This window comes from Daejeonella rubra, from assembly GCF_900103545.1.
Lineage (GTDB): Bacteria > Bacteroidota > Bacteroidia > Sphingobacteriales > Sphingobacteriaceae > Daejeonella > Daejeonella rubra.
Genome location: NZ_FNHH01000017.1, coordinates 38760 through 62752 on the forward strand (window position 1 = coordinate 38760; position 23993 = coordinate 62752).

Here is a 23993-nt window from a genome sequence, read left to right on the forward strand (position 1 = left end):
TTATCCTTTTATTTTTTGGTAAACCTTCTGGAGAATATTGGTTGTGTTTTCAAGTTCTTTAACAGAAATATCAATTTTAATAGATTCATACATTTCTTCAAGTGGGGGTATCAACTTTTCTTGATAGGCTTCGCCTTCCGCTGTCAATGCTATCAGATTATTTCGTCTGTCCGTAGGGTCTTGAGTTCTTGTTACTAAATCACGGGCTGCCAGATTATCAATCAATGAAGTAATACTTGCCTTATTTCGGCTTGTCTTTTCCGCGATTTCTTTTTGATTGATATTGTCTTGTTGCCATAGAACATACAAAACCTCAAGCATTTCTATGGTTACTTCAAGATTGTGTTCTTTCACTTTTCGTGTGAAGTGATTAATCATTACTTTACGTATATCACGCAAAGTATCCATAAATTGAACCATTTTCGCTAATTCTCCTGTTTCTTTAATTTTCACAAGGCAAAGATATAAAAATCGGTTTGAATTCAAACCGATTTTTTAAATAAAAAATGTTAATTCAAACCATTTTTAAAAGGAATTTTAGCATAATTATTTTATTTGATGTAGAAGCTGTTTTAAATTGTATTGAGTTAGAAGATTATATAAAATTGAGTTTAAATTACTGAAATATAAAGAGTTAAACCAAAATTAAAGGCTGTTAGCCTGTATTCAGAATGGAAGCTTATTTTCATCCGGCTAGGACAATCAAATATAAAGACCATGTTGCCTATATTGTACAATAGGTTTTTACCAATCTTTTGGAAAGGTGAACGATTTTTTCTTTCCTTTGGTATTGGTAATTATCATTATAGATTTATTTATTTAATTTAAGGTTTTTAAGATCTCGTTCTTGAAAAGTGTAAAATAAACTGTGTCAAAAGTTAAAATCACTAACTTTATATACACTTTATTTTACACTCTAGTATACTTTCACTAAGAATAGGGAAGAAACTTGAAGTAGCCACCATATCTCATTCCAAAGTATCTACATCAACTATGCTTCAAAGGCTAAAGCCCGGCCTCGTTCCAGAAATGACTTATTTGTTAACGATGTAAAGGTCAGCTAATCTTAGACTGGAATAGGTCTAGATATTTTTTAATCTGCGGAGTTCTTGCCAGTAAGTTGAAGACCGAAATTCCAACGATTGCAGTTATGATGCCTGCTAACACATCCAGCATATAATGATGGCTAGTATAAATTGCCGCAAACCAGATACCAACCATTACTATTGCAAAAAAGATATTGATTTTTCCCAAGTGGTTCTTCAAACCGTAATAAAGTACTGTAACAGGATATGACGAATGTAAGGATGGCATGGCAGCAAATACATTGGAACCCTTGCTATAAATAGATTGGAATAAGGAAAAATCAAAAAACAAGTCAAATCTACTTAGGCCTGCGCTATTTCCTTTGGTGTTGGCAAAAAAATTAAACCCATATTCTTTTACGTACCATGGTGGAGCGGCGGGATAGGCGTAGTAGATGGCAAAACCAATAAAGTTAACCAGTACAAAGGTGAGGGAAAAATATTGGAATTGCTGTCTATTTCTGAAAAAGAGAAAGGTAGCCAATGCCAATGGAACAGGGATCCACATGATGTAGAACAAACCACTACAAACATCTAAAAAGGAATTGGTGTGGAGTAGCCAATATTCATTTGGGGTAATTACCATTCCCTGAAAATTGATACCGAACCAACTTTTTTCTATTTGATATAAACTTTCTATATGCACCTCGTTAAACCAATAGTTTGGAAATGCCTTCATGTAATCGAATACAATCCAGTATATGATGAAGATGGAAAAGCCAATGATGAATTTACGGGTGGCTTGTGAAATGTACAGTGTGTTGAAAATGAATATCAATACCAATTGGTCAGTTTTAAAGCCAACAAATAGGTTTGATAAGAGTAAATAAAAAACCGAGAGTAGTAGTGTTAGTACTATATCTTTTTTGGTAAAGAGCCTTGTATTTTTTGGACTATCATTGTGCATGTCATTTTTTTTCGAAGTCAGACCTGAAGATTTTATCCCATATTATCGAGCTTACGCCATAGCCCTTGGTTGGGTCTGAATAATGGTGTAACATGTGGTGCTGTTTTATTTTTTTCCAAAACACGCTTTTAAAATTAGCATGGTGAATGGCATAATGAACCATGTCGTAAAATAGATAGCCACCAATAAAACCAATAAAAAAAGCATAAACCATGGTGTCGGGCAAAAGCCAATCGAACAGAAAGTAGAAGCCAAGTGCTAATGGAATACTTGCAGATGGGGGCATTACCAATCTATTGGCATCATTGGGGTAATCGTGATGTACGCCATGAAAAATAAAATGCAAACGTTTTCCCCATTTGCCAGAAGGGTGAAAGTGGAAGATGTACCGATGCAGTACATACTCCGTTATTGTCCAGATTAAAAGACCAAATGCCAACCAACCAAAAAACTCCAATACGGGCATCTTGACATCGAATAAGGACTTCCAAATTAAAAAAACAATAACTGGAACATAAACAATCAATGGTACATAATAGCGCACTTTAGATAAGCTTTCCATGAAGTCGCTTTTAAACATTCTGATTGGATCTGTTGAATTGGAAACAAAATTTCTTTTCATTGCTAAACCTTGGTCCTTTCTGTAATTATTTTAGTCGGTTCATTGGCTTCGCGACCCTTAAATTCTATATATTTTACATTTGGAAACCAAAAAGTACCACCTTCGATACGTATAAATATTCGTTCCACCTGTATTTTCTTGTCATTTGCAGTTACATAGACGTGATACCGTTTGTCTACTGCAGACTTAGTAAGATACATAGGGGGGTTTTTACGGGCCGCAAATTTTAGTTCATACTGTCCGTTGCCAAGGTCTTTTGTTTCAATGCCGTAGGCAAATTTTCTTTGTATATACGAAAGTCCTTTTTTTTCTCCCTGGTCTGCGTAGCGCATCCAAAATACGTTTATTGGGCTTTTCGTATTCAGTTTTCCATTTGAGTCCACATTTAACTGACAAATTATCGTATTGGTATTGGGATCTCGTTGTATGTAAAAAAGTTGGTTTTTGATGTCTTTTGGAACCGGAAAGGTTAGGGGAGATGGATTATCCTGTTGTGCGTTTGCCGGAATAGTTGCGCTAAAGCTAAAAGCAAGTAGGAAACAGATAAATAAGATCGGTTTATTGGTATCCTTCCTTTCTGCCGCATCTTGCGCATCCAAGACTTTTTTAGCATCCTGCAACCGTCTAATTGCCGTTAAATTTGTTAGAAATGCCATTATGGTAATGGGCAAGGTGAAGATGGTCATGGTTTCAAACACATGGAAGGAAATTCCAGAGATGTAAAATTTATAATCGCCGCCAATGAATTGGCCTGTTATGCCACAGGCAATTGCAAAAACCCCAATGGTAACCACACGTTCTGGCCTTTGCATCAGTCCACCTTTACACTCAACGCCCAATCCCTCTGCTCGTGCCCGGGTATAGCTTACCATCATAGAGCCAATTAATGCGATAAATGCAAATAGGGAACTTAAGAAAAAATGGTGAGCAACCAAATAATAGCAGATCCCCAAAAACATGATCAGTTCGCTATACCTGTCCAGCACGGAATCATAAAGCATCCCGAATCTTGAGCTCATGTTGCCTAGGCGAGCCACCTGCCCATCGAGCATGTCAAAAAGGCCTGCAAAAAGAACCATGGCACCTCCCCAGCCTATATAAGATAAGTCGCCCCGATTTGATTTTTCTGCGCCCATGACAAAAATGCTGGCAACTCCAATGTTTAAGATAAGACCAATGGTGGTTACCGCATTTGGGGTAAGTCCAATTTTTATCATCCCCCTTACAAAGGGATTAATGACTTTATAGATGAGCTGCTGTAGGCCATCTCGGACAGTTAATGTTGTTGGTTTCATGTTTTCTGATTTAAAAATCTAATTTTACCCTTGCTCTGATGCCCCATTCAGATACCTCTGGATGATTGAGGTAATTGAACCTTTTTACCACATCAACCCTAAGCAGCTTGAAGATATTGCCAATACCAATGCTTCCTTCCAAATAGGGTGTGTTGCTTAAGGCGTAAGTACGTTGTGCACCAGTTTCATATTTGGGAAGTTGATATAGATTTTGGTTCAAGGCAGGGTTGTTTTCATCTCTCAAGCCTCCAAAAAGTGCCTTGAAAGAAACCATTTCCCTTAGTTTTAATTTGCTTATCAAAGGCATCTTGTTAAAAAAGAAGCCATTAAAATTATGATCTATGTTTAGACTTGCATAATGATCGCTCACAAACTCCAAAAAATTCATCAGGTTATAAGAATTGAGTTGGTAGGCATAGGTTTGGTTTGCACGGTGTATGCCCAGCAAGGGGAAAGGCACCGTGCCTGCAATATAGCCTCCCTCAACAGTAACATCGCTATAGCCCAATTGCGATAGGTAAAAACGTTTATCTATACTGCCCATGATGTTATGGTAGTTGTATTCTCCTCCCAAAAGGCCTTTTATGCCTGCGGTATATCGTAAATTAAATACAGGATATCGATCTACAATTGGTGTTCTGTATATTTTTCCCTGATAAAATTTTTCATTGGGTGCGTACCTTAGGTGCAGCGAAAGTTCTGATGTGGTTAACTGGTTAACATTACTAAGCACTTGCTGATTAAAGGTTTGGTAGGATAGACCTCCGGCCGGACTTTGGCTCCATTTTTTTAAGCCTAGGGCATAAGAGAAATGATTTTCAAATTCTTTAACATAGTCTAATCGGTAAAAATCATTGTACAGCAACATGTCATTTACGCCTCTTTTAAATGATAATAGAAAGTTGTCTTCTTGTACAAACTGAAGCTCTTGCCCTGGTATTTTAGTGTCTCGCTGAAAACTAGCCCTAATGTAGTTCTGGGGAAACTGGTAAATAGATTTGTTATTGATAGAGTAAGTTGCCGATAAAAAGAACTTCCATTTCTCGTCTTTAAACCCATAAGCCGCATAGTTTTCAAAATAGAAACGTTTACTTAGCTCGGGTGTGGTTCTTCCGCCTATGCGTAACCTAAAACCTTCTACATTGTTAAAGCTGTAAAAAGTGTTTACGGGGCCAACCTCATAAGGGCCAAAGTTTTGGTAGCCGGCAAAAAGTAGCGTTACAATTTGCATCGTTTTTTTAAACGAGGGTAAATTCTGAAGCGTATCTATATTGCCATATATTTTTAACTGATTGGGAGAAATGCTATCGAGCCTGTTGTTCTTCCAAAAATCGTCTGTTCTTGTAGTTGCGCCCACAGCTTGTTCTACTGGTTTTCCTTTAAAAATGGTATCTGGTAAAGTTATATTGGTGTTAAAGTCTTTGTAGCTTACACTTCTTTCGCCAGTAAACCCGAGACCCTTGTTTTTGCTGATCCCAAAATCTGCCAATAAATTGCTTTTACTCAAATAATACCTTTTATCTGTGTTCTCTTCAAAATCTAGGTCTATTTTTAGTGCCCTCACAAAATTAAGGTTGATATTTTTATTTACTCCAAAGGAAGCCTTTCTTACTGCATAATTGCCATCCATTGTAATGTATATCTGACCTTCAAAAAGCATATCGGCTTTGTTGCGGGGCGTAAAAGAAAGCTCAATTACATTTGGAATTTGGTCTTTAATGGTGTCGGTAATAAAGTATTTATAAAAAGTAGGGGCAGAGTTGGCAATAGGGCTTAAAAATTCGTTGCTCATTACAGAGATGTTATTGTCGTAAATCTCGATGTTCTGATACATCCTGCCGAAATAAGCCTTCATGCCTTGATTATCTATGTACCGATTGTCGAAATCAACCTGTTTTTCTCCCAAAATAACAGTTTTGTTCTTTTCTGGAGATTTACTGAAGTAATGTTCAGAAAGTTTTTCCTGTATATAAAGTGGCAACAGATTTTTACCGCCAATTAGTGTAGAATCTTGCTCTTGGAACAAAAACTGATAATTTCTGAATATTTTTCTATTCTTGAATTTTTCTGAAAGGTTGCTCATGGAGAAAACCATTTTCTCATATTCTTTGTAAGAAACGGTATTGTAATTTGTTAAACGGTTTTTGTCCCTATTGGCAATTACTTGTCTAATTAATTCTACCGCAGGATTATCTTTGTTGCGATACTTTACCCTTTTGCCACCAATAATGCTAACCTCGCTTAGCGATTGAGCATCTGGTTGTAGCACTACGTTTATGGTTTGGCTAGTGCCTTTGGTAAATGGTTTGATGATAGCTTGATAACCAACAGAACTAAATTTAAGCGAATTATAGTTTGCTGAAGTAACGATGTTGTATGCGCCATCCAAATCTGTTTGTGTGCCAATTTTGGTATCGTTAAAAAATATGGTAACGTAAGGAAGGGTTTCTTTGGTAACCGCATCTTTAACAACACCTTTTATAATGGTCTGTTGTGCAAATGTTTGCAGCACAAAACCAAGGCAAAGGATAATTGCCAGCCCTATAGATTTTACGGGTTTATAATTTTTTATCATTTATTGATGAAGATAAATTGCTTTTGCATCAGGTAATTGTAGGTAGTACCTATTAAGATAGAAGCAATAATTTTTGATGCCATATAGTTGAGTTTCCCAAAATGGGTTAACATGTACACGCTTGCTGTTACCAACAACAAATTGCCTGTCCAAACGAGAATGTATTTAACTATTTGTAGCTTTATGCTTTTTTTTGTTGCATTGAACACCCAGTTTCGGCCCATGTAAAAGTTTACACAACCACCTAATATTGTTCCAGCAACACTTGCCGTAACGTAGCCTGCGGCTATAAATTCTACCAAAACTAAAGTAGTGGCAAAATCTGCTGCAGATGCGATAAGCGAACTTAGTTGCGCCTTAACAAAACTTAACATTGAGTTTTAAAACAAACCAAAATAGATTAATAATTGCAGACAGCTATTTGCATAAATTCCTGCCAATAAATCGTCTGCCATTACGCCAAGTCCGCCTGGTAAATGCTCTAATTTTTTAATGTAGAAAGGTTTTACAATGTCGAAAAACCTGAACAATACCAGCCCAACAAAAATGTACCTAAAATCTACAGGAACAAATAGGAGGGTAACGCACATACCGGCAACTTCGTCTATTACAACACGCTGATGGTCTTTGCCCCAGTCTGCTTCTACTACATTGGCACTTCTAATGCCTTGTAGCGTTAGAAGTGCTGTAACCAATATGGTTGCAAGTATATGTTCGGGCTCAAAAAGCAATACAAAGTACCAAACAAGGCAGGTTGCAGTTGCCGCCACGGTACCTGCCCCCTTGCCTATGTAGCCTATTCCAAAACAGGATGATATGAGTTTGTGCAAAAACGCTAGGTGGTTTCTATTGGTTCCTGGTAGTAATCCAATCCTAAGTGTGTAATCAAGTCTTCTCCCATCATGTGGCGCAAGGTATTCTGCAATTTGATTAGTTGTTTAAATATATCATTCTCTGCAGGTAGGCCAGGTAAGGTTTGAGGTGATTTTAGGTAGAAAGATAACCACTCTTGTATGCCGCTCATGTTGGCACGTTTCGCTAGATCTATAAAAAGAGCCAAGTCTAAAACGATTGGGGCTGCAAGTATAGAATCTCTGCACAAGAAATTGATCTTGATTTGCATCTTATAACCTAACCAGCCGAAAATATCAATGTTGTCCCAGCTTTCTTTGTTATCACCATGTGGCGGATAATAATTGATACGGATTTTATGGTACATATCTCCGTACAAATCAGGATTTAACTCTGGTTTGAAAATATCTTCCAGCACGCCTAATTTGGATACTTCTTTGGTTTTGAAGTTATCAGGATCATCCAATACCAAACCATCTCTGTTGCCCAAAATGTTGTCAGAAAACCAACCATTTACGCCTAAAGAACGGGCACTTAAGCCTGGGGCTAAAATGGTTTTCATCAAGGTTTGTCCTGTTTTAAAATCTTTTCCGGCAATTGGGGTGTTGGTTTCTTTGGCCAGTTCCAATAAAGCAGGAATGTCCACAGTAAGATTTGGAGCGCCATTTGCAAATGGAATTCCTAGTTTTAAGGATGCGTAAGCATAAATCATGCTTGGTGCAATACGGGCATCATCGTCTATCAGTGCCTGCTCAAATGCGGCCAATGTTTCATGTATCTCGCTTGGCTCCATGTATATTTCTGTAGAACCACACCATACCAAAACAACACGATCGCAGTTGTTGGTGGCTTTAAAGTTCTTAATGTCGTCCATTAGCTGAAGTGCCAATTCATGTTTAGTACCTTCCTTAACATAAGTTCCGGTAAGGTTTTTTACATAATTTTTATCGAAAGCCGCTCTCATTGGCTTGATTGCCTGTAATTCATCTCTAACGTCTCTCAATAAATTGGCATCAAGTACCCTTGCATTCATTGCCGCTTCATAAACATTATCTGGATAAACATCCCAACCGCCAAAAACAAGGTCTTCAAGATTTGCCAAAGGCACAAAATCCTTGATCTTAGGTTCATTGTTATCTGTTCTTTTACCTATGCGGAGGCTTCCCATTTGTGTTAAAGATCCAATAGGTTTTGATAGGCCTTTTTTAACTGCGGCTACACCTGCAATCATGGTGGTAGCTACAGCTCCCAAACCGGGCATTAGTATGCCCAACTTACCATTTGCTGCTTTTATTTGTTCTTTCATGTTATTTTTATTTATTTAATGCGAGTAATTATTTTATCCAATTATGCTGTTTGTACCAGTTTATGGTTTCTTTAAGGCCTTGGTCTAATTGGTAGTTTGGCTTAAACCCCAGGTCTGCTTGTATATGCTGAATGCTACAGCCCCAGTTTAAGGCTGTAAGTTCCTTCATTTTTTCACTGTTAAGTACAGGTGTTTTTTTGCTGTTGCGATATAGCCATTCTAACATCATCGCAGCAGAATTTACGAGCGCTACAGGGATATGGAAGCGGATTGTGTTTTTCTGTAGTGCCCTTTTGATCGAGTTGGTAAAATCATACCTGGAATTGACTTTTCCATCCGATATGTTATAACTTTTACCACTCACGTTACTTTTTAGAGCGCTGATAGTGATTTTGGCAAGATCTTTAACATAAACAAAACTCAGTTGCTGTGCAGTGCGGCCAATATGTGGTTCCAACCCTTTATTCATCGTTTTAATCAGTATAAAAATGTCTTTTTCTCCCGGTCCATAAACTGCTGTTGGCCTAAGGATAATCAAGGGAAGGTTTGTTATCTGTTTGAGTAGTATTTCGGCCAGTAACTTGCTATTGCCATATTTTGTTACCGGAAACGGTGGGCTATGGTCTTGGAGTAGTTCGGTAAAATTGCTCAAGGGGCCAAGGGATGCCAAGCTACTTATGAAAACAAATTTTTCAAACACATAGTTAACCATAGATGCTGCGAGGGCAAGGTTTTTGGTGTAGGTTGCGTTAATGGTATCATACTGGGCTACGTCTTTGGTTTTGGTAACTCCTGCGGCATGCACAATATAATGGCAATGTTCTTTTTCCAAGAAATTAACCATAAGGTTTACATCAGTATAATCTATATATACCAAGTTAACTTTGAGTTTATTCAACAGGGAAACATCACTGCCTTGGCGCACACCTGCATAAACCAATAAACCTTCATCTAGGGCTGTTTGTACAAGATGATTGCCTATAAATCCACTGGCTCCAGTTATCAACACTTTTTTCATCTTCGCTATGCTATCGATTTCTCTAAAAGTCTATACTTGCGATATAATTTTCCACCTATGTTTTCTATTGGTTTATTCACCATATCGTTATGTTCTAAGGTCCAACTAGCCTCTGCGTATTTCATCTTTTTTGCCTGAAAAGCTTTAATGATCCGTCCGTATAAACAGGCTTCGATACCCATTTTGCGGTAGCCATCTACCACGCCCAGCAATAAAATTCTAATGCCATTAATTTTTCTTTTGTTTAGCAAGAGCTTAACTAAGCCTGTCGGGAAAAGCCTTCCTCTCTTGATCTTGATCAAAACCTGGTTGATGTCTGGTATGGCTAATGAGAAGCCTACAATTTCTCCATCTTTCTCTGCAAGCAAACAAAAATCAGGGTCGAGAATAAGTTTGAGGTCCTTTGCGGTATAATCAAATTCCTTATCGGTCATCGGCACAAAGCCTAAATTTTTATCCCATGCCTTATTATAAACTTTCCTGATGGCTTCAGCTTCTTGTTTAAAGTTTTTGAGGTTAATTTTTCTGATAACGATGTTGTTTCTTTGTAGCCTTTCTTCAATCTTTTCTACAAGTCCCGCAGCCCTGTCATTGTAATCGCCAGCGGTATAGCGGTATGCCCTTAGATCTACTTTTTTACTAAATCCAGCTTTCTCCAATAAGGGAAGGTAATAGGGTGCATTATAAGGCATCATGGCAACCGGCGGCCCGTTAAATCCTTCTATTAAAAGCCCGCAAGTATCGTTTGTAGAGAAATTTACTGGGCCAATAATTTTATCAAGATTTTTTTCCTTTAGCCATGCTGTTGCCGTGTCAAGAAGCATTTTTGCAGTCTCATTATCATTAATAACATCAAAAAACCCAAAAAAGCCTTCAGTTACCTTATAGATTTTGTTATGATTGTTGTTCTGGATAGCTGCAATTCTGCCAACAACATCACCATTGTTATAAGCTAAAAACAACTGAATTTTAGAATGTTCGTAAAACGGATGATGAGACTTGGTTAACATGTCACGCTGTGCGGTAAAAAGTTCTGGCACATAAAACGGATCGTTTTGATATAGTTCATGTGGGAAATCTATAAAAAACGACAGGTCTTTTTTGCTGGCTACTGGAATAATTCTTTTCATTGATTTACTTTTTGGAGCATTTTACCTGCTTGAGCAAATGCCTCACTTAGTTTTTTTACCGCAGTTTCTATCTGTTCAAAGGTGTGCGTGGCCATTAAAGAAAACCTGATCAATGATGCATCAGAAGGTACAGCAGGAGAGACAACTGGATTTACAAAAATTCCATTTTCTTGGAGAATGTTGGTAATGAGAAATGTTTTGTCGTTATCTCTAATATATACCGGAATAATAGGACTATTACTGATACCAATATCAAAACCAGAAACCGATAATAGGCTTTTGGCATAATTGGTGTTTTGCCATAATTTGTCTATGCGTTCTGGTTCAGCTTCTATTATATCTAGTGCCGCAATTACGCTGGCAACTGCCGATGGGGTCATGCTTGCGCTAAACATGAGCGATCTTGCCCTGTGTTTAATGAACTCTATTGTTGCTGCATTGCCTGCAATAAAACCGCCCAGTGATGCCAATGATTTGCTAAAAGTACCCATGATTAAATCAACACTATCTGTTAAATCAAAATGCGATGCCGTTCCAGAACCGTTAAAGCCAATTATACCTAGACTATGTGCATCGTCCATCATGATATTTGCACCAAATTCATCGGCAAGCTCAACAATCTCTGGTAGCTTTACCAAGTCGCCTTCCATGCTAAATATGCCATCGGCAACAATTAGTTTTGCAGCATCTTGTGGCAGTCTGCTCAGTTTGTTTCGCAGATCGCCCATATCGTTGTGGGCATATTTGATCACACGTGCAAAAGATAGCCTACTGCCATCAATAATAGAGGCGTGGTCATATTCATCCAATATCAGGTAATCATTTCGGTCTAACAGGCATGATATTACACCTAGGTTAACCTGAAAACCCGTGCTAAACAATACAGCAGCTTCTTTATTTACATATTTTGCAAGTTTATCTTCCAGTTGCAAATGAATGTCCAATGTGCCGTTAAGAAACCTGGATCCGGCGCATCCGGTACCGTATTTATCAATAGCGCTTTTTGCGGCTTCTTTGATCTTAGGGTGATTGGTGAGTCCGAGGTATGAATTAGATCCGAACATCAAGACTTTTTTGTTGCCAATCATCACTTCTGTATCTTGGGCAGAGTTTATAGAACGGAAATAAGGGTACAAACCTTTTTCTTTGATAATGTTGGCATCTTTAAATGATGATATCCTTTCCTGTAATTTTTTACGCATGATTAATGCTGTTTGGAGTTGGTTAAACTTGATGTCATTTGCTCAGAGTGTTATGATTATTATGATTACCTTAATATTTAGAGTACAAATTATTGATGCAATTTTAACATATACTTATTCATTAAAAAAGGTTAATTTGTCTTAATATTTGGTCAATTTATCATATTTGAAATATATTCTGACAATTTGTAGATGATAAGCAGATTGAAAGTAAGGTCTTTTATAACATCACTTGTTTATAAGTAAGTTATATAATGTGTGGGGAAAGTAATTTTATCTTAAACTGTATATTAGTTATGTTTTCCGTTTATTTCTATACTAATTATTCTTTATTATTGTATATTACTTAACAAAAATTTTGAATATGGTAGTTTACGATGGTAATTCATGTTATGGCTTAGCAAAATGCAACAACTTTTGAATGAGAAAGGCGGTATGATGGTTAGTTCTCATCTGGATTTACTTTCATATTGCACTTTAAAAGAACCTTTTCGTTCTAAGTCTTTTTCTATTATCGTGCTAAGGAAAGGGAGGTTAGATTTTCATTTAAATTTCGTTCTTTACTCATTGGGTGAGCAGGATATGTTTTTTATTGTCCCTGGTGCAATGTGCGAAATCTCTACAATTAGTGAAGGAACAGAGTTTTTAATACTCTCTTTTCAATATGACTATCTAAAAAAGCAAGGTGTTCTTTTTAACAGTGGAGAAATTATGCATTTGTTTTCTGCGCATGCTAAGAAGTTATCTCCACTGTCGGAAGAAGAGTATCATAGTATGATATTCTACCTGTCTTCTCTAAACAAAAGGATGCTTTTGCCATCGTATACAGCACACATAAATGATGTTATTAGACATAGTTTCATATCGGTGCTTTTTGAGGCTTTTCTAATATATAACAAATATTGGTCTGATTTTGAGGTAAAGATCACCCGCAAAGAACAGCTGACTGTTGATTTCCTCATGCTGATTGCAGAACATTTCCGAAAAGAAAAAAGAATACATTTTTATGCAAACCTATTGTGTATTACCCCTAAGCATCTGTCTCACGTAGTTAAGAAGGTGACAGGAAAAACACCCGGAGCATTTATACATGAAATGATCATTAATGAGGCAAAGGCGTTGCTATCAGCGCATGTTCTAAATGTTGGTCAAATAGCTGCTGAACTAAAGTTTAGTGACCAGTCCTTTTTTGGGAAATATTTCAAGAAGTATGCAGGTACATCCCCATCTGACTACCAAGGAAGGAACTTCATTGCAAAACATCCCCCTTTTTAATCAATATTTCATACAAATAATCCGTGGGCTATTTCTAAAGCGCTTTGTTCTTTGCGCTCAATAAAAATTATTAACAAATGCGACTAGTACTTTTTCTGCGTTAAATAAAGTAGATATTTTAGGTTAGATAAACCACTACAAAATGATTCTGAAAATAGCCGAAGATGTTCTGCCGAGCTGTTTTTGAGCACGGTGTTTTGGCTTAGCTTTTAGCTGACCTAAAACTGAGATTACCATGCCTAATACGCCCAGCAGAGTGAATAATCTAAGACAGATGGTCCATTGGTACTGCCAAGGTACAGGCGCTAAACGGACCCATGGGATGCTAGGGTTTGCTCGCAACATGGTCAAAAAGTATATTGGTGCCCGGCATAGCCCAGGCATCAGTGAAGGGATTGGTATGATATGGAATGGTACATAAAAAAGATACCCCCGTAATCTTAATCATTTTCTGCTAAGGCCACAGATATTGGTGACTGGAAAAAAGATACCATCAATGAAGAGGAGTTCGGGAAATTGTTGAGCGAAAGGATTGAAAGTGTAAAAATGGACTATGTCAAAGCTGATATATCTAGATTTATAAAGGACCCGAGGGTACTTGAAATATGATCACCAAGTTATTTCCATGGCCTGAGTTTAAAACTAAAAAACAATACTTAGATAGATATAGGCTATGGATTGTTGTTATATTCTGCCAGGTTGAATTCAATGGCCCTCGGTGATGATCCTAAAGAATAGCAGCAAGTTGACAAAATGCGGGATATCAACATCGTTGGTGCTATGAGCAACCTTGATACAATAAAAAACCGGATTTTTGAGTTGAAGGAAAAGAATTGGGTTAAAGCGGTGCGGCCGCTAAAGTATAAACAAACCGAGACTTTAGGTGAATATTAGTTTAACCTTTAGTTAGTGAAATGTTGGAAAAGTTGAGTTCTAGGCATAAAAAAATCTTAAGCTATCTATTTTCGGTATTGGTTTTTCACCTGTGTTATGTGCTGGCTTTTAAGCGTAACTCGGATGGCGTCGAATTGCATTCGGAATTGCAAAGCGAAAAGCAGGATGAGCAGTAATGTTGAGTGGCTATACAATCTGTAGCGAAAGAATAACTTTCACAAAGAAGCCTTAAAAGCGCGTATCATTTTAAAAAATGAAGATCGTGAGTAGCGCTTGTAGCAAGCCATTTCAGTAATGGCTATCGCTCAGCAGGTTGATATTACACTTGAGCCACAATTGGCAATGGCGGGTGACAATACTATTCAAAAGAAATTGTTGAGCAACATTTCAGTTTTACCGGTAATTACTTTTTTTTAAAGCTGTTGGATACTCTGCATCGAAGCCAAGTAGATGCCCAAATTAGCAAGCTCAAAATTAGTAAGAGTGGAGTTGGGATTCAGGAGTTTGCAGATGGTAAGCTGAATATGAGCATAACATTTAAGGGTGTTTTGAGGTAGGTATTAAATATCTATTGAGGTTAGCTTTGACTAAAATAACCAGCTATCAAATAGCGGTACATTATCTTTTTTAAGTTGTTAGATTTGTTCGTCATCAGATATATCGCTTTCGTCAATAGGGAATTGTTATTGGCAAAAATATTCTTTTCTCGTAACTCTGTTTCTCGGCCTGGCTCTCCTCAGTAAAAAGATCATTTAAATCGGATTCACAAAGTTCAGAAAGCTCCCCATAGGTAATCTCAAGCTCTTTAAACCGCTTGATGTACCCATCAACAGTCTTACGGTTAATATTTAATAGGTGCACTACCTTCCGGTTGCTGAATTTCTTTAGCTTTAATGCAATCAAAGTGCGAAGTTCCATGATATCAATTCGTTGTCCTGCCCTGTATCTGCTTTTGTGTTTCAGATACAGACCATAATAAATCATAGAAAGTGGCCCGTTGACCTCCGTTTTTGGATGTCCGGAATTATGCTTTTGGCGCTATTACTTCCGTTTTATATAAAACTAATAATGGAGGCTGGCCCGATGACCAGCGAAATACAACCTTTTTTTTACCCCAGGGAAGAGTGAAATCAGTGGTCCGTAATTAATTCTAGAATACCAAAAGATTACCTAAATAAGTATGGGAAGAGCTTATTTGTGAATACAAAATCTATCTATAAAAAGCTTTTTTTTTGATGAAGTGCTTAAAATTTGTATTTTATAAAATGAATATTTTTAATAAACTAAGTTAAATAGTGAATAGGGCATTTTTTCTTATCTTTTGAAGTAATTTAAATACTGCCAAAACTCTGCCAGTATAATGGAGTATACCAGGTATGAAAGCAGCAGATAAAACAAGACGACTTGCAAAGGAGGTTGTTTCCGAGCCGCGCAATCAAAAGGAAGAAGTCCGTGCTTTAAAGGACACCTTGTATGTACTTGGCGGCAAATGGAGACTCCCGATCAGCAATTCCATATGTAATGGCAATCAGCGGTTCAGCGATATTGAAAGAAGTATTCCGGGAATTACAAAACGTATGTTGTCCTTTGAACTAAAGGAGATGGAAGCCAATCAGCTCGTTAAACGGACCGTTACAACCGATACACCGGTACTGATCACCTACACGGCAACGGAATACTGTTATTCGTTTGGAGACATCATCCTGCAAATGATCAAATGGGGTAAAGCGCACCGGGAACGATTGAAACAAGGCGCAAGGTAGCATCGGCGCAATGTAGCATTAAATTACCAAATAAGATAAACGAAAATTAATCGTTTATCTTATCAAATTTTTACAATGGATATCAGAGCACAACTAAGAGAACTGTCTATCCAACCACTGACTCACCAGCTCTTGGGAAATCTTTTAAAAGACTATAAACGACCAAATGACAAGATATTCTCTTTTAAATCAGATGGTCCGATCGAACGGTTCAAAAAAGGACTTTATATATCAGATAGGCTCTCGGCACCGAACGACCTGAAAGCGCACTGCTCGCCAACCATATTCTCGGACCAAGCACCTTTCAATAGAAAGTACGCTTGCACATTACGGGTTAATTCCAGAGAAGGTATTGCGTTAACTTCAATGACCACAAAAGCATCCAGAAAATTTCAGACCAGCATAAGACTATATAACTATACCACCTGCCACCGCCTTTTTATGCATTCGGTCTTGCTACCGTAAACCTGTCTAAAGATCAGCAAGCCATAATGGCAATCCCGGAAAAGCACTATGGGATAAAATCGCTACAACCGCAGGCACAATCTTAAGAAGCCAGTGTTCTGCACGGGATTATGTTTTTGGAAACCTGAGAATGGAGGAGGGCGATCTAGCTATGTTTGATCCGAATGAGATGTCAAGCTGGCTTGAAAATGCACCCAAAAGGGAGAGCCTTGAAATGTCAATCAAAATGATAGAAAAATATGATAAAGGAGTGGCTAGAAGGTTGTCATCCCGCAAACAGGGAGGAAGCCAAAGATGCATTGAGGGAAATCATGCAGTAGCTTGCTCTTGCGGGACTTAACCGTGCAAGTTTTTTTGAGAAGGCGGCATTCTATGGCGGAACTGCCCTCAGGATATTCTACTGGCTAGATTGATTTTCGTAGGATTTGGATTTTTCGTTGCTTGCCGTTGATCGGGATTTTTCGCTGGAAAAATACCAGGAGGCCATCATTAAGGAATAAGTAGCCCTTGGTATGCAGGTATCTATTTCGGAAAAACAGAAGGCAGTGAAGAGCAGCTTCAATTCAGCCTTTATTAAATCGGAAACCATTTGGAGGGAACTTGTGTCGGAGGGTGTTATCCCACAGAACGGACTTAAGGAAGTAACTAGCATCAAGATCATGATAGAAGTCGATAAAGAGCCGCCATTGGGGCCTTCTACCGAAGAAAAGTTATTTCTCAAGCCTTTTGTTTTACGTAAAGTGCCTGTATCTTTCCGGCAAAAAGGTCGGAAAGATACAGGCACTGCTTTTTCGCAACTGGGGCAAAAGTGTAAAGGGGCGGGACTGGTATGATATGGAATGGTACATCAAAAGAATATCCTCTCAATCTCGAAAATTTCCTGTTAAGGGCAATTGATAGCGGTGACTGGAAAAAAGAGACAATCAGCGACGGGGAGTTCAGGACACTACAGAGTGAAAAGATCGAAGGTGTAAAAATCGACTTTGTCAAAGTTGATATATCTAGATTTATAAAGGACCCGAGAGTACTTGAAATATGGTCGCAAAGTTATTTCCATGACCTCAGGGCAAAACTAAAGATTAATGCATCGATAGATACATAGGCTATGGATTGTTGTTCTATTCTCAATAAAAAGCTATATCTTTAATTAACAAAATAAAAACCGTTACAAATACATTACGGGATTTCTTTGAAGGGGTGTAACTAATTGATAAACATATTGTTAGAAATGAGCGGCGTCTGTCTGTTAATCAGATGCTCGTCAATTCTGTTTATTGTCCTATGTGAAGGTTACTATCGCATTTTACTAAGCGGTTCATTCTTGACTACTTTACAAATTTTTTCACAGTGCGATTTGAAGTGATTTTCTTAGAATGCTTATGTCTTCACCATTGATGAAAAAATATAATAAACCGTAACAAATACGTAACGGAGCAAAATTTTGCAGTTTCAAAAATAGTCAGTAAATTGCTTCTGTAAGTCAGAAAAGCACATTTTGCCTCATAATAGGGCGGTTAGGCTAAAAGACTCATAATGCAATTTTCTAAATCCTTCCCTTTTTTTAGCTAAATCATTTCTATCATCAATTTGCCGTTATTCTGGCTTAAATGCCTGTTTTCCTTATATTTTCAATAGAGACCTGTTAATAAATTAATTGATAATCTCTGATTCAAATTCTATGATTTAATCAAGAATTTAGACTTTTTGTCTCGCGTTTGTCTCTGTTGATACCTCCTTTCTGTTTATATTCTAATTTACAATTCCTTCACATCATTCCCTCATCAGCAAAGCTTAAATAACCATCTTTCGTAAGAATTATATGTTCAATTATAGGTAAGTCTAAGAATTGTCCAGCACTCTTTAATTTCCTCGTAAGCTCCATATCAGCCTGACTTGGTCTGAGGTTGCCAGAAGGATGGTTGTGAATCAAAATCACCGAGGCTGCATTGCATTTAAGTGCTGAAACAAAGATCACTTTCGGATCTGCTACCGTACCAGCAGTTCCACCTACTGAGATTGGTACAATTCCTAAAACCCTGTTAGCTCTATTGAGAAGAATGATCTTAAACTCTTCAATAAACTCGATGATTTCGAAGTTCCAGTTGCTCTGAAGCACCTTATAAACGTCAGTCGATGAGGAGATCTGAGGTCTGTCAGATGCTTTTACTGTTGTTTTGTAGGTTAATTTAACCTCTGCTACTTTTACATTTTGTTTAGTTTCCATAATATTTTGAATTAATTATGGAGCTCTCATGGGCTTTGAGATTAACTAAAGCAAGGAGGAACGAAATAAATAGATTGTGAAGTGGTCTGTGGGTTTATGTCGGAAATTCCTTAAGCTGTGTTAAGATCAAAGCCTAACTTTGCTCAATCATTAATAATAAAATATGTAGTATCATCCTAACTTTTGTAATGAGCGGAGGGGGAGATTTCTTTTTAAAACGTTACTTATTATCATACTTTAAGAAAATCTCCTCTAAGTGAGTGAGTAAAAGGAATTAAGTTAAAAAATGACTTAAATGGATTTGAGGAGTTTATTAATGATTTTATGTTTATTCGATTAAGTTAGTTTCAAAGCTTCTCATTGCCAAGTAAACTCTAACTAAATATTTATCTTTCTCTACTTCGATAAATCCTTAGCCTGTATGGGGAACTTTGTAATCAACCATTTTAAAACTTCTAGTTGATCAATCGAAGGCGCGCGTCTTATTTGCATTAGTAGTTTCATCGCATCTGGACGATTTAGTGTTAGATTAGAAGCCCCCTCGTTGCACACTGAACAGATAGCACGCAGATTTCTTGAATCATCTGTACCTCCCATTGATTTATCAATGGTGTGCCCGATATGTAATCGGGTTTTTCGGTTTGCATCATAAGGATGGGGTTCGCCCGCCACCGCACCGCACATTTGGCAAGTGAATCCGTTTCGGTCCAACACAAAGGCACGGGTTTCTTTTGAGATTCCTCTCGCAAATGCCGGGATTGGTTTAAGATCTACCAACATATATTCCCCTGGTTTAAGCGTACTTCGATCATTGTGGGTTACTATATTCATACCCTCTTCATTTCTTAATTCTCGTACACGACGTCCCCATTCGCTTACACCTGCAACGTCCCTTAAAGTATTTGAATCAACTACAATACCCACATTTTCGTTCAAATAATCACGAAGTTTCGATCTCGAGCCTTGCCCTTTTGGTGTTTTTTCTCTCATATTGTTTAAATGCACTTATGATTGAATCCCCTACCGCTTTAGCTACTGGCGGAGGAAACGCATTACCAACCTGCCTATAAGCAGGAGTTTTTTTGCCGACAAAATTCCAATTAGTTGGGAAGCCTTGAATTAGGGCTGTCATTTTCAATGTTAAACGCGGCATACCGCTAAAATCAGATAAAGGGGGGGCATCAGCAAGTCCTTTCCCATCAATTCCCATTTCAGCCCAAGCTTGTTTCGACCTTGTTGGACCGAGATCAGCACCTCCATGTTTTTTTGAACCACCGACCAAAGTAGGTGCAATACCATTGGCTTTTTCAACCCAATCCGTGGAATCCCAACCCAAAGAACTGATTTCCCTGTTCAATAATTGCCCGACGGATGGACGATCTAACCCATTCTTTTCAGGCCATTTAAAATATTCAAAATATTGGTGCTTTAAAGCCACTAGTATGGCCCTGGGCCTTAATTGAGACACTCCGTAATCAGATGAATTGATTAGTTTCCAAGAACATTTATAGCCTAACCGTTCAAGTTCACTTATTATTTGATTTCTATAATCCTCAAATTTTAAAGAGAGTATTCCTTTTACATTTTCCAGCATCACAGCCTTAGGAGAGCACTCTTTAACTAGTCTCAATGCTTCTGGGAATAAGTCACGTTCATCATCTTTACCTAACTGCTTCCCAGCTATTGAAAAAGGAGGACAGGGAACACCGCCTGCCAATAGGTCTATATCTTTATAGTTAATCGCAGTATAATCTCTAACGTCTAGTTGAGTTACATTCCATTCGGGTCGATTCAATTTTAAAGTTTGACAGGCAAGTGGTTCAATTTCAACCAATTCAATATGGTGAAAACCCGCTTGTTCAAGTCCGATTGCTTGTCCCCCTGCTCCAGCACATATTTCAATTGAGGTATATTTCTTCGACATGTGTGCAAATATAATTTCTTTTTGTAGATGCTAAAATCCAAACGGGTATTCACCTTGCTAATCGTATATTAAAAGAAGCCAGCGACATCAATAGCGAGCCGCTCCTGCGAGTTGAGAGTAGGAGAGAGCTACGGTAGAATGAAAGAAACGAATGCCGGTTGCGATCTATGTGGAAGTGCAAGTTTTTTGAAGATTAGTAAGAAGGGAGAATTCTTTTTAAAACTTTACTCTTACGACAACCGACAAAAAATCTCCCTATTATTACCCTAAATAGTTTCAATTATATATGGGAAATTAAGCTATTCCTTGTACCATCCCCAATCATGAAACGCAGATCTATAATGCAAATTTAAATATTGAACTTCCTCAAGTGGGTCTTTTCGATTAATTCGGACTTCTATCTGCTTATCAAATTCCATTGACATGTGCGCGTAATTTATGTTGACTTCAAGCATTATCCTTTGAAGTTGTGAATAGATTACAATAGTTTCATGAAATATATCAACCCATTCATCAAAAGAGATATTTCTCAAAGGGTGGGCTGCATCACCTTCTATCTTATTATTTAGATTTATGTTTCTTCCTAATATGGAATATTGGGAATGGGCTATTGAATTTCTGATTTGAGTTTTATAAGTTCTTTTGAATGAATCATATAATTTTGGAATAATATGCTTTATCCTATCTCTAGTTTTTATACGAATGATGTTCTCGCGAGTTCCTGTACCTTCTGCAGATCTATTTGTTTCCTTAATTTTAAAATGCCAATTATAGGGTTCTCCATTTAGAAGTGTAACTATCTCATAGAGTTGCTTAATAAAGTTGTCAGATTCCCAAATCTTTATGTATATCAACATTTCAATCTGGATTGAAATGGATTCTTCAAATTGCAACTTATTTATCTCATCCTTCCTTTCCTTACTGTATATCTGTTTTTGGAGATATTCTTCATAAGGAGTAGTGCTGAGGTTTTGCTTGATGTATTCACCAATAAAATCATGATGCGTATGAGCTGAATGTCCTTCATGGTTTGGGCCAATCACATAAGGGCTTAGTTTCTCAGGAATATTATCCCAAGTAAGGACTTTTGGGTTGAAAAAAGCATTTTTATGAACTAGTAACAAATCTCCTGGATGTGTTTGATTCTTCCCTGCAAGCCCATGTAGCGTGTCAAACAGTTTACTTAATTCTTGCGTTTTTTTATCGAGAATATCTTTAAACAACATTCACTAAATATAATAACTTAAAGAACACATCCAAATAGGTCTACCTTTAGCGAACCAACCATGCGAATGGAAGGCGGGTCCCAGGAGTAAAGCTTGCAAAGCGATTCTGGGATATGTTCTTCACACAAGTGCTGGCGTTGCTTTTGATTAAAGAGGTTGTGTTTGGGGATCTCAAAAGCCATGAAAGCACGTAGCCCAACTGACCGCATGGTGAGCCACACTAGAGAAGCGAGGAGATTTTATAGGATATTAGCGTAGCAATCCTATAAAAGATTTAGGAGCTTCTACGCAGCAACTTTTTTGCTGAGGCATGAAGAATGACAGATTGCAAGTGTGTTGGGTTTATCCTGGGTGACTAACCCAAGATAAAAGTGTGGGGTGCATAGTGAAGTTAATTGCCGTGAAACGCTATTAACGAACGTGATCTGGCGATATTCATGCTAGCAATAACCGTTGCGGAGTGCCATATTTCCTGCTTTTGGCTTGTGTGATGGGCAAATAGCACTACCAGAACTGGAAAGCACTGAAATTGATTTACCGAACCAGCGAAGACCAAACCATCCCTTTTCTTGCTCTAAGCCACTAAAGTGAGGAAAGGGATGAGTTTGGGATTGCACTTATTATCGCATTTCATTTTCTGGAAGCAAGTCTCCATCTAATTGTCTTCTATGATTCCGGTTTTGATTAAGAAGAGAACCATCGCAAGGTTAATTAGACTGCTGATAACCGCACCAACAACCAAAAACTTCACTAGATCATAAAAGGACTCGTGAGGCATAAATTGCCATGTGATAACCGCTCCAACTATGATAGCTATTATCCAGCATATATATTCATACATCGTTAAAATCGTTTAGCTGTCATTTTACCCCATTTATTATTTCCTGAAGTAGAATTGGGATTTACTTCTACAAGGTATTCTATTGAACTTATCACGCCGAAAGTCGTTTTTATATCCAGTGTCATCACAAATTCAGAATGAGGGTTCTTTTCGATTCTACGGTATTGAGTCTCTGAATACTTCTTCAGGTTTATCGGCGTCTTGTCTCCTTGAAAAGTAAGAGTAACGCTGTTGTCGTAAAATTTCATGGTTATTGTCTTTCCTAATGCTTGTGAAGCTTTATCATAAGATTTATCATCAGAGCTATCGACATCTGTAACCTTCATTGTTTGTGCAAAATTTTCCGATGAGTATGTCACAAGAAAGACGAGGAGTAGTAATATTTTTTTCATTTGAAGGAAATTGTTTAAAATTTTTAAATTTAGTTAGTTTTAGTTAAAGCCCTAATCTATAAAATAATTTGAATCTTTTGAGAGATTGAGATTTAATTTAAGGCTTACCAAAGTAAGCCTTATTGTCATCCTCTCATAAAACATCTGTAAACCTCTATATGTAGCCAATCTGCTTGCCACCATAGACCAATCCAGCTCATCACAGTAAAGTCATTCGAATAATTCTGCTCTTTGTCATAATGCAATCCTTGTTCTTCTACGAGGATTAAAAACTGGTCTATTTCGTTTATTCTAAGAAACCTCGCACTTGCTAAATGGTTATCTTCCAGATATGAATGATTAGGTAGGTGGAGCCTGAACTGTTCAACCCCTCCAATGTAGTTAAATTCTAATACCATCTTAGGTATTATGAAGCTATAAAATTCGAAGTATATCATAGTAAATAAGGTAAGAATGAAAAATGCCCACCGAATGGCAGGCATTTAAATTAATTTTCCGCTTTAGCTTCCACTTCAATGGTTATGAAGTCATTTCCACCATTAGCTAATCGGTTTAAAAAGAACTTCTGAATTTCCGTTGCTTCTGAGCTTACTCTGATGGAATCTTCAATATTAATCTTCGAAGCTTCAATCATGGAATGTTTAAAGACAACTCTCAGCACTCTATTATAGAGGCGAGGTCCAAACTTTGATAGAGCTTCTGAATCATATGCAAAGTAGATCATTTTATATCCAACCCTATTTGTAGCTAATGTTAGATTAAAAAAGTGGCAGATGAATTCACTTACCAATGTTGTTTCCTTACCGCTTTTAGCATGATTCACCTGAATGGAGGTTCTATACTTGGGAGCTTCAAAGGATAATAGTAAGAGTTTTGCAGATTTAGTGATTTGGTGGAATGCTTTCTCAACAGCTTTGTTTCTAGCATTCAGATCTTGTTGAATCTTTACTTCGTTTTTTTCTTGTGTTATTACGGTCATGATTTTGGGATAAATGGT

23 protein-coding genes are annotated in these 23993 nt (G+C 37.5%); 5 read left to right on the top strand and 18 right to left on the bottom strand.

Annotated elements, in window-relative coordinates; translation table 11 throughout:
- From BLR27_RS12145 to spt, 11 genes are all read right to left on the bottom strand, one after another.
- Entirely contained in the window at nt 1-453 is a 453-nt protein-coding gene (locus BLR27_RS12145) for a MarR family winged helix-turn-helix transcriptional regulator (protein WP_090705253.1), read from the bottom strand.
- 603 nt (nt 454-1056) lie between these two features.
- Nucleotides 1057-1764, bottom strand: coding sequence for a phosphatase PAP2 family protein (locus tag BLR27_RS12150; protein WP_245704501.1), 708 nt, complete (start codon nt 1762-1764; stop codon nt 1057-1059).
- Nucleotides 1765-1993: 229 nt separating this feature from the next.
- Complete coding sequence (locus BLR27_RS12155; protein ID WP_245704502.1) at nt 1994-2554, bottom strand: sterol desaturase family protein; 561 nt, start codon at nt 2552-2554, stop codon at nt 1994-1996.
- 62 nt (nt 2555-2616) lie between these two features.
- A complete protein-coding gene (locus BLR27_RS12160) occupies nt 2617-3831 on the bottom strand; it encodes a DUF4833 domain-containing protein (protein ID WP_245704503.1) in 1215 nt (404 codons plus the stop codon).
- An 88-nt stretch (nt 3832-3919) separates the two neighbouring features.
- Nucleotides 3920-6484 carry a DUF5686 and carboxypeptidase-like regulatory domain-containing protein gene (locus tag BLR27_RS12165; protein WP_090705261.1) on the bottom strand — a complete coding sequence of 855 codons (2565 nt, stop codon included), beginning with the start codon at nt 6482-6484 and terminating at the stop codon, nt 3920-3922.
- Nucleotides 6481-6858, bottom strand: coding sequence for a GtrA family protein (locus BLR27_RS12170; protein ID WP_090705263.1), 378 nt, complete (start codon nt 6856-6858; stop codon nt 6481-6483). The genes BLR27_RS12165 and BLR27_RS12170 overlap by 4 nt, the downstream gene beginning before the upstream one ends.
- A gap of 6 nt (nt 6859-6864) precedes the next feature.
- Nucleotides 6865-7314: a phosphatidylglycerophosphatase A family protein gene (locus BLR27_RS12175; RefSeq protein ID WP_090705264.1), complete on the bottom strand. Its 450-nt coding sequence runs from the start codon at nt 7312-7314 to the stop codon at nt 6865-6867.
- Nucleotides 7315-7319: 5 nt separating this feature from the next.
- Nucleotides 7320-8642 (bottom strand): inositol-3-phosphate synthase, encoded by a 1323-nt coding sequence (locus BLR27_RS12180; protein WP_090705266.1) that lies wholly within the window; start codon nt 8640-8642, stop codon nt 7320-7322.
- 28 nt (nt 8643-8670) lie between these two features.
- Complete coding sequence (locus BLR27_RS12185; protein ID WP_090705267.1) at nt 8671-9660, bottom strand: NAD-dependent epimerase/dehydratase family protein; 990 nt, start codon at nt 9658-9660, stop codon at nt 8671-8673.
- A gap of 5 nt (nt 9661-9665) precedes the next feature.
- Complete coding sequence (locus BLR27_RS12190) at nt 9666-10790, bottom strand: hypothetical protein (protein WP_090705269.1); 1125 nt, start codon at nt 10788-10790, stop codon at nt 9666-9668.
- Nucleotides 10787-11992 (bottom strand): serine palmitoyltransferase, encoded by a 1206-nt coding sequence (gene spt / locus BLR27_RS12195; protein WP_090705270.1) that lies wholly within the window; start codon nt 11990-11992, stop codon nt 10787-10789. Before spt ends, BLR27_RS12190 begins: the two co-directional genes overlap by 4 nt.
- 417 nt (nt 11993-12409) lie before the next feature.
- On the opposite strand from spt, the gene BLR27_RS12200 reads away from it, so the two are divergent.
- Nucleotides 12410-13267 (top strand): AraC family transcriptional regulator, encoded by an 858-nt coding sequence (locus BLR27_RS12200; protein ID WP_176767689.1) that lies wholly within the window; start codon nt 12410-12412, stop codon nt 13265-13267.
- Nucleotides 13268-14830: 1563 nt separating this feature from the next.
- Here BLR27_RS12200 and BLR27_RS12210 read toward each other — a convergent pair.
- Nucleotides 14831-15079, bottom strand: a complete 249-nt coding sequence (locus BLR27_RS12210; RefSeq protein WP_143007741.1) for a hypothetical protein — start codon at nt 15077-15079, stop codon at nt 14831-14833.
- Nucleotides 15080-15537: 458 nt separating this feature from the next.
- Between BLR27_RS12210 and BLR27_RS12215 the strand changes: the two genes are divergently transcribed.
- From BLR27_RS12215 to BLR27_RS18740, 4 genes are all read left to right on the top strand, one after another.
- A complete protein-coding gene (locus BLR27_RS12215; RefSeq protein ID WP_090705277.1) occupies nt 15538-15924 on the top strand; it encodes a winged helix-turn-helix transcriptional regulator in 387 nt (128 codons plus the stop codon).
- Nucleotides 15925-16519: 595 nt separating this feature from the next.
- Nucleotides 16520-16729 carry a hypothetical protein gene (locus BLR27_RS18535; RefSeq protein ID WP_176767688.1) on the top strand — a complete coding sequence of 70 codons (210 nt, stop codon included), beginning with the start codon at nt 16520-16522 and terminating at the stop codon, nt 16727-16729.
- Between the two features lie 205 nt (nt 16730-16934).
- Nucleotides 16935-17222, top strand: coding sequence for a hypothetical protein (locus BLR27_RS18735; protein WP_245704504.1), 288 nt, complete (start codon nt 16935-16937; stop codon nt 17220-17222).
- Nucleotides 17219-17491 (top strand): hypothetical protein, encoded by a 273-nt coding sequence (locus BLR27_RS18740; protein ID WP_245704505.1) that lies wholly within the window; start codon nt 17219-17221, stop codon nt 17489-17491. Before BLR27_RS18735 ends, BLR27_RS18740 begins: the two co-directional genes overlap by 4 nt.
- A gap of 663 nt (nt 17492-18154) precedes the next feature.
- On the opposite strand, the gene BLR27_RS12230 is transcribed toward BLR27_RS18740, so the two are convergent.
- The 6 genes from BLR27_RS12230 to BLR27_RS12265 form a co-directional block, all read right to left on the bottom strand.
- Nucleotides 18155-18613, bottom strand: coding sequence for a JAB domain-containing protein (locus BLR27_RS12230; RefSeq protein ID WP_090705278.1), 459 nt, complete (start codon nt 18611-18613; stop codon nt 18155-18157).
- 396 nt (nt 18614-19009) lie between these two features.
- Nucleotides 19010-19603, bottom strand: a complete 594-nt coding sequence (locus tag BLR27_RS12235; protein WP_090705280.1) for an HNH endonuclease — start codon at nt 19601-19603, stop codon at nt 19010-19012.
- Nucleotides 19554-20537 carry a DNA cytosine methyltransferase gene (locus BLR27_RS12240; RefSeq protein ID WP_090705282.1) on the bottom strand — a complete coding sequence of 328 codons (984 nt, stop codon included), beginning with the start codon at nt 20535-20537 and terminating at the stop codon, nt 19554-19556. Before BLR27_RS12240 ends, BLR27_RS12235 begins: the two co-directional genes overlap by 50 nt.
- A 299-nt stretch (nt 20538-20836) precedes the next feature.
- Nucleotides 20837-21763, bottom strand: coding sequence for a hypothetical protein (locus tag BLR27_RS12245; protein WP_090705284.1), 927 nt, complete (start codon nt 21761-21763; stop codon nt 20837-20839).
- An 843-nt stretch (nt 21764-22606) separates the two neighbouring features.
- Nucleotides 22607-22930 (bottom strand): hypothetical protein, encoded by a 324-nt coding sequence (locus tag BLR27_RS12255; protein ID WP_143007742.1) that lies wholly within the window; start codon nt 22928-22930, stop codon nt 22607-22609.
- Between the two features lie 553 nt (nt 22931-23483).
- Complete coding sequence (locus BLR27_RS12265; RefSeq protein ID WP_090705292.1) at nt 23484-23975, bottom strand: hypothetical protein; 492 nt, start codon at nt 23973-23975, stop codon at nt 23484-23486.
- Between the last annotated feature and the right edge of the window lie 18 nt (nt 23976-23993).

Coding starts and splice junctions, on each gene's coding strand:
- BLR27_RS12230 (WP_090705278.1), bottom strand. CDS start 18,613: ATGGAAACTAAACAAAATGTAAAAGTAGCAGAGGTTAAATTAACCTAC.
- BLR27_RS12255 (WP_143007742.1), bottom strand. CDS start 22,930: ATGAAGGTTACAGATGTCGATAGCTCTGATGATAAATCTTATGATAAA.
- BLR27_RS12150 (WP_245704501.1), bottom strand. CDS start 1,764: ATGAAGGCATTTCCAAACTATTGGTTTAACGAGGTGCATATAGAAAGT.
- BLR27_RS18740 (WP_245704505.1), top strand. CDS start 17,219: ATGATATGGAATGGTACATCAAAAGAATATCCTCTCAATCTCGAAAAT.
- BLR27_RS12215 (WP_090705277.1), top strand. CDS start 15,538: ATGAAAGCAGCAGATAAAACAAGACGACTTGCAAAGGAGGTTGTTTCC.
- BLR27_RS12165 (WP_090705261.1), bottom strand. CDS start 6,484: ATGATAAAAAATTATAAACCCGTAAAATCTATAGGGCTGGCAATTATC.
- BLR27_RS12180 (WP_090705266.1), bottom strand. CDS start 8,642: ATGAAAGAACAAATAAAAGCAGCAAATGGTAAGTTGGGCATACTAATG.
- BLR27_RS12235 (WP_090705280.1), bottom strand. CDS start 19,603: ATGAGAGAAAAAACACCAAAAGGGCAAGGCTCGAGATCGAAACTTCGT.
- BLR27_RS12240 (WP_090705282.1), bottom strand. CDS start 20,537: ATGTCGAAGAAATATACCTCAATTGAAATATGTGCTGGAGCAGGGGGA.
- spt (WP_090705270.1), bottom strand. CDS start 11,992: ATGCGTAAAAAATTACAGGAAAGGATATCATCATTTAAAGATGCCAAC.
- BLR27_RS12185 (WP_090705267.1), bottom strand. CDS start 9,660: ATGAAAAAAGTGTTGATAACTGGAGCCAGTGGATTTATAGGCAATCAT.
- BLR27_RS12170 (WP_090705263.1), bottom strand. CDS start 6,858: ATGTTAAGTTTTGTTAAGGCGCAACTAAGTTCGCTTATCGCATCTGCA.
- BLR27_RS12210 (WP_143007741.1), bottom strand. CDS start 15,079: ATGGAACTTCGCACTTTGATTGCATTAAAGCTAAAGAAATTCAGCAAC.
- BLR27_RS12155 (WP_245704502.1), bottom strand. CDS start 2,554: ATGGAAAGCTTATCTAAAGTGCGCTATTATGTACCATTGATTGTTTAT.
- BLR27_RS12245 (WP_090705284.1), bottom strand. CDS start 21,763: ATGTTGTTTAAAGATATTCTCGATAAAAAAACGCAAGAATTAAGTAAA.
- BLR27_RS12190 (WP_090705269.1), bottom strand. CDS start 10,790: ATGAAAAGAATTATTCCAGTAGCCAGCAAAAAAGACCTGTCGTTTTTT.
- BLR27_RS18535 (WP_176767688.1), top strand. CDS start 16,520: ATGGAGGAGGGCGATCTAGCTATGTTTGATCCGAATGAGATGTCAAGC.
- BLR27_RS12265 (WP_090705292.1), bottom strand. CDS start 23,975: ATGACCGTAATAACACAAGAAAAAAACGAAGTAAAGATTCAACAAGAT.
- BLR27_RS12160 (WP_245704503.1), bottom strand. CDS start 3,831: ATGATAAAAATTGGACTTACCCCAAATGCGGTAACCACCATTGGTCTT.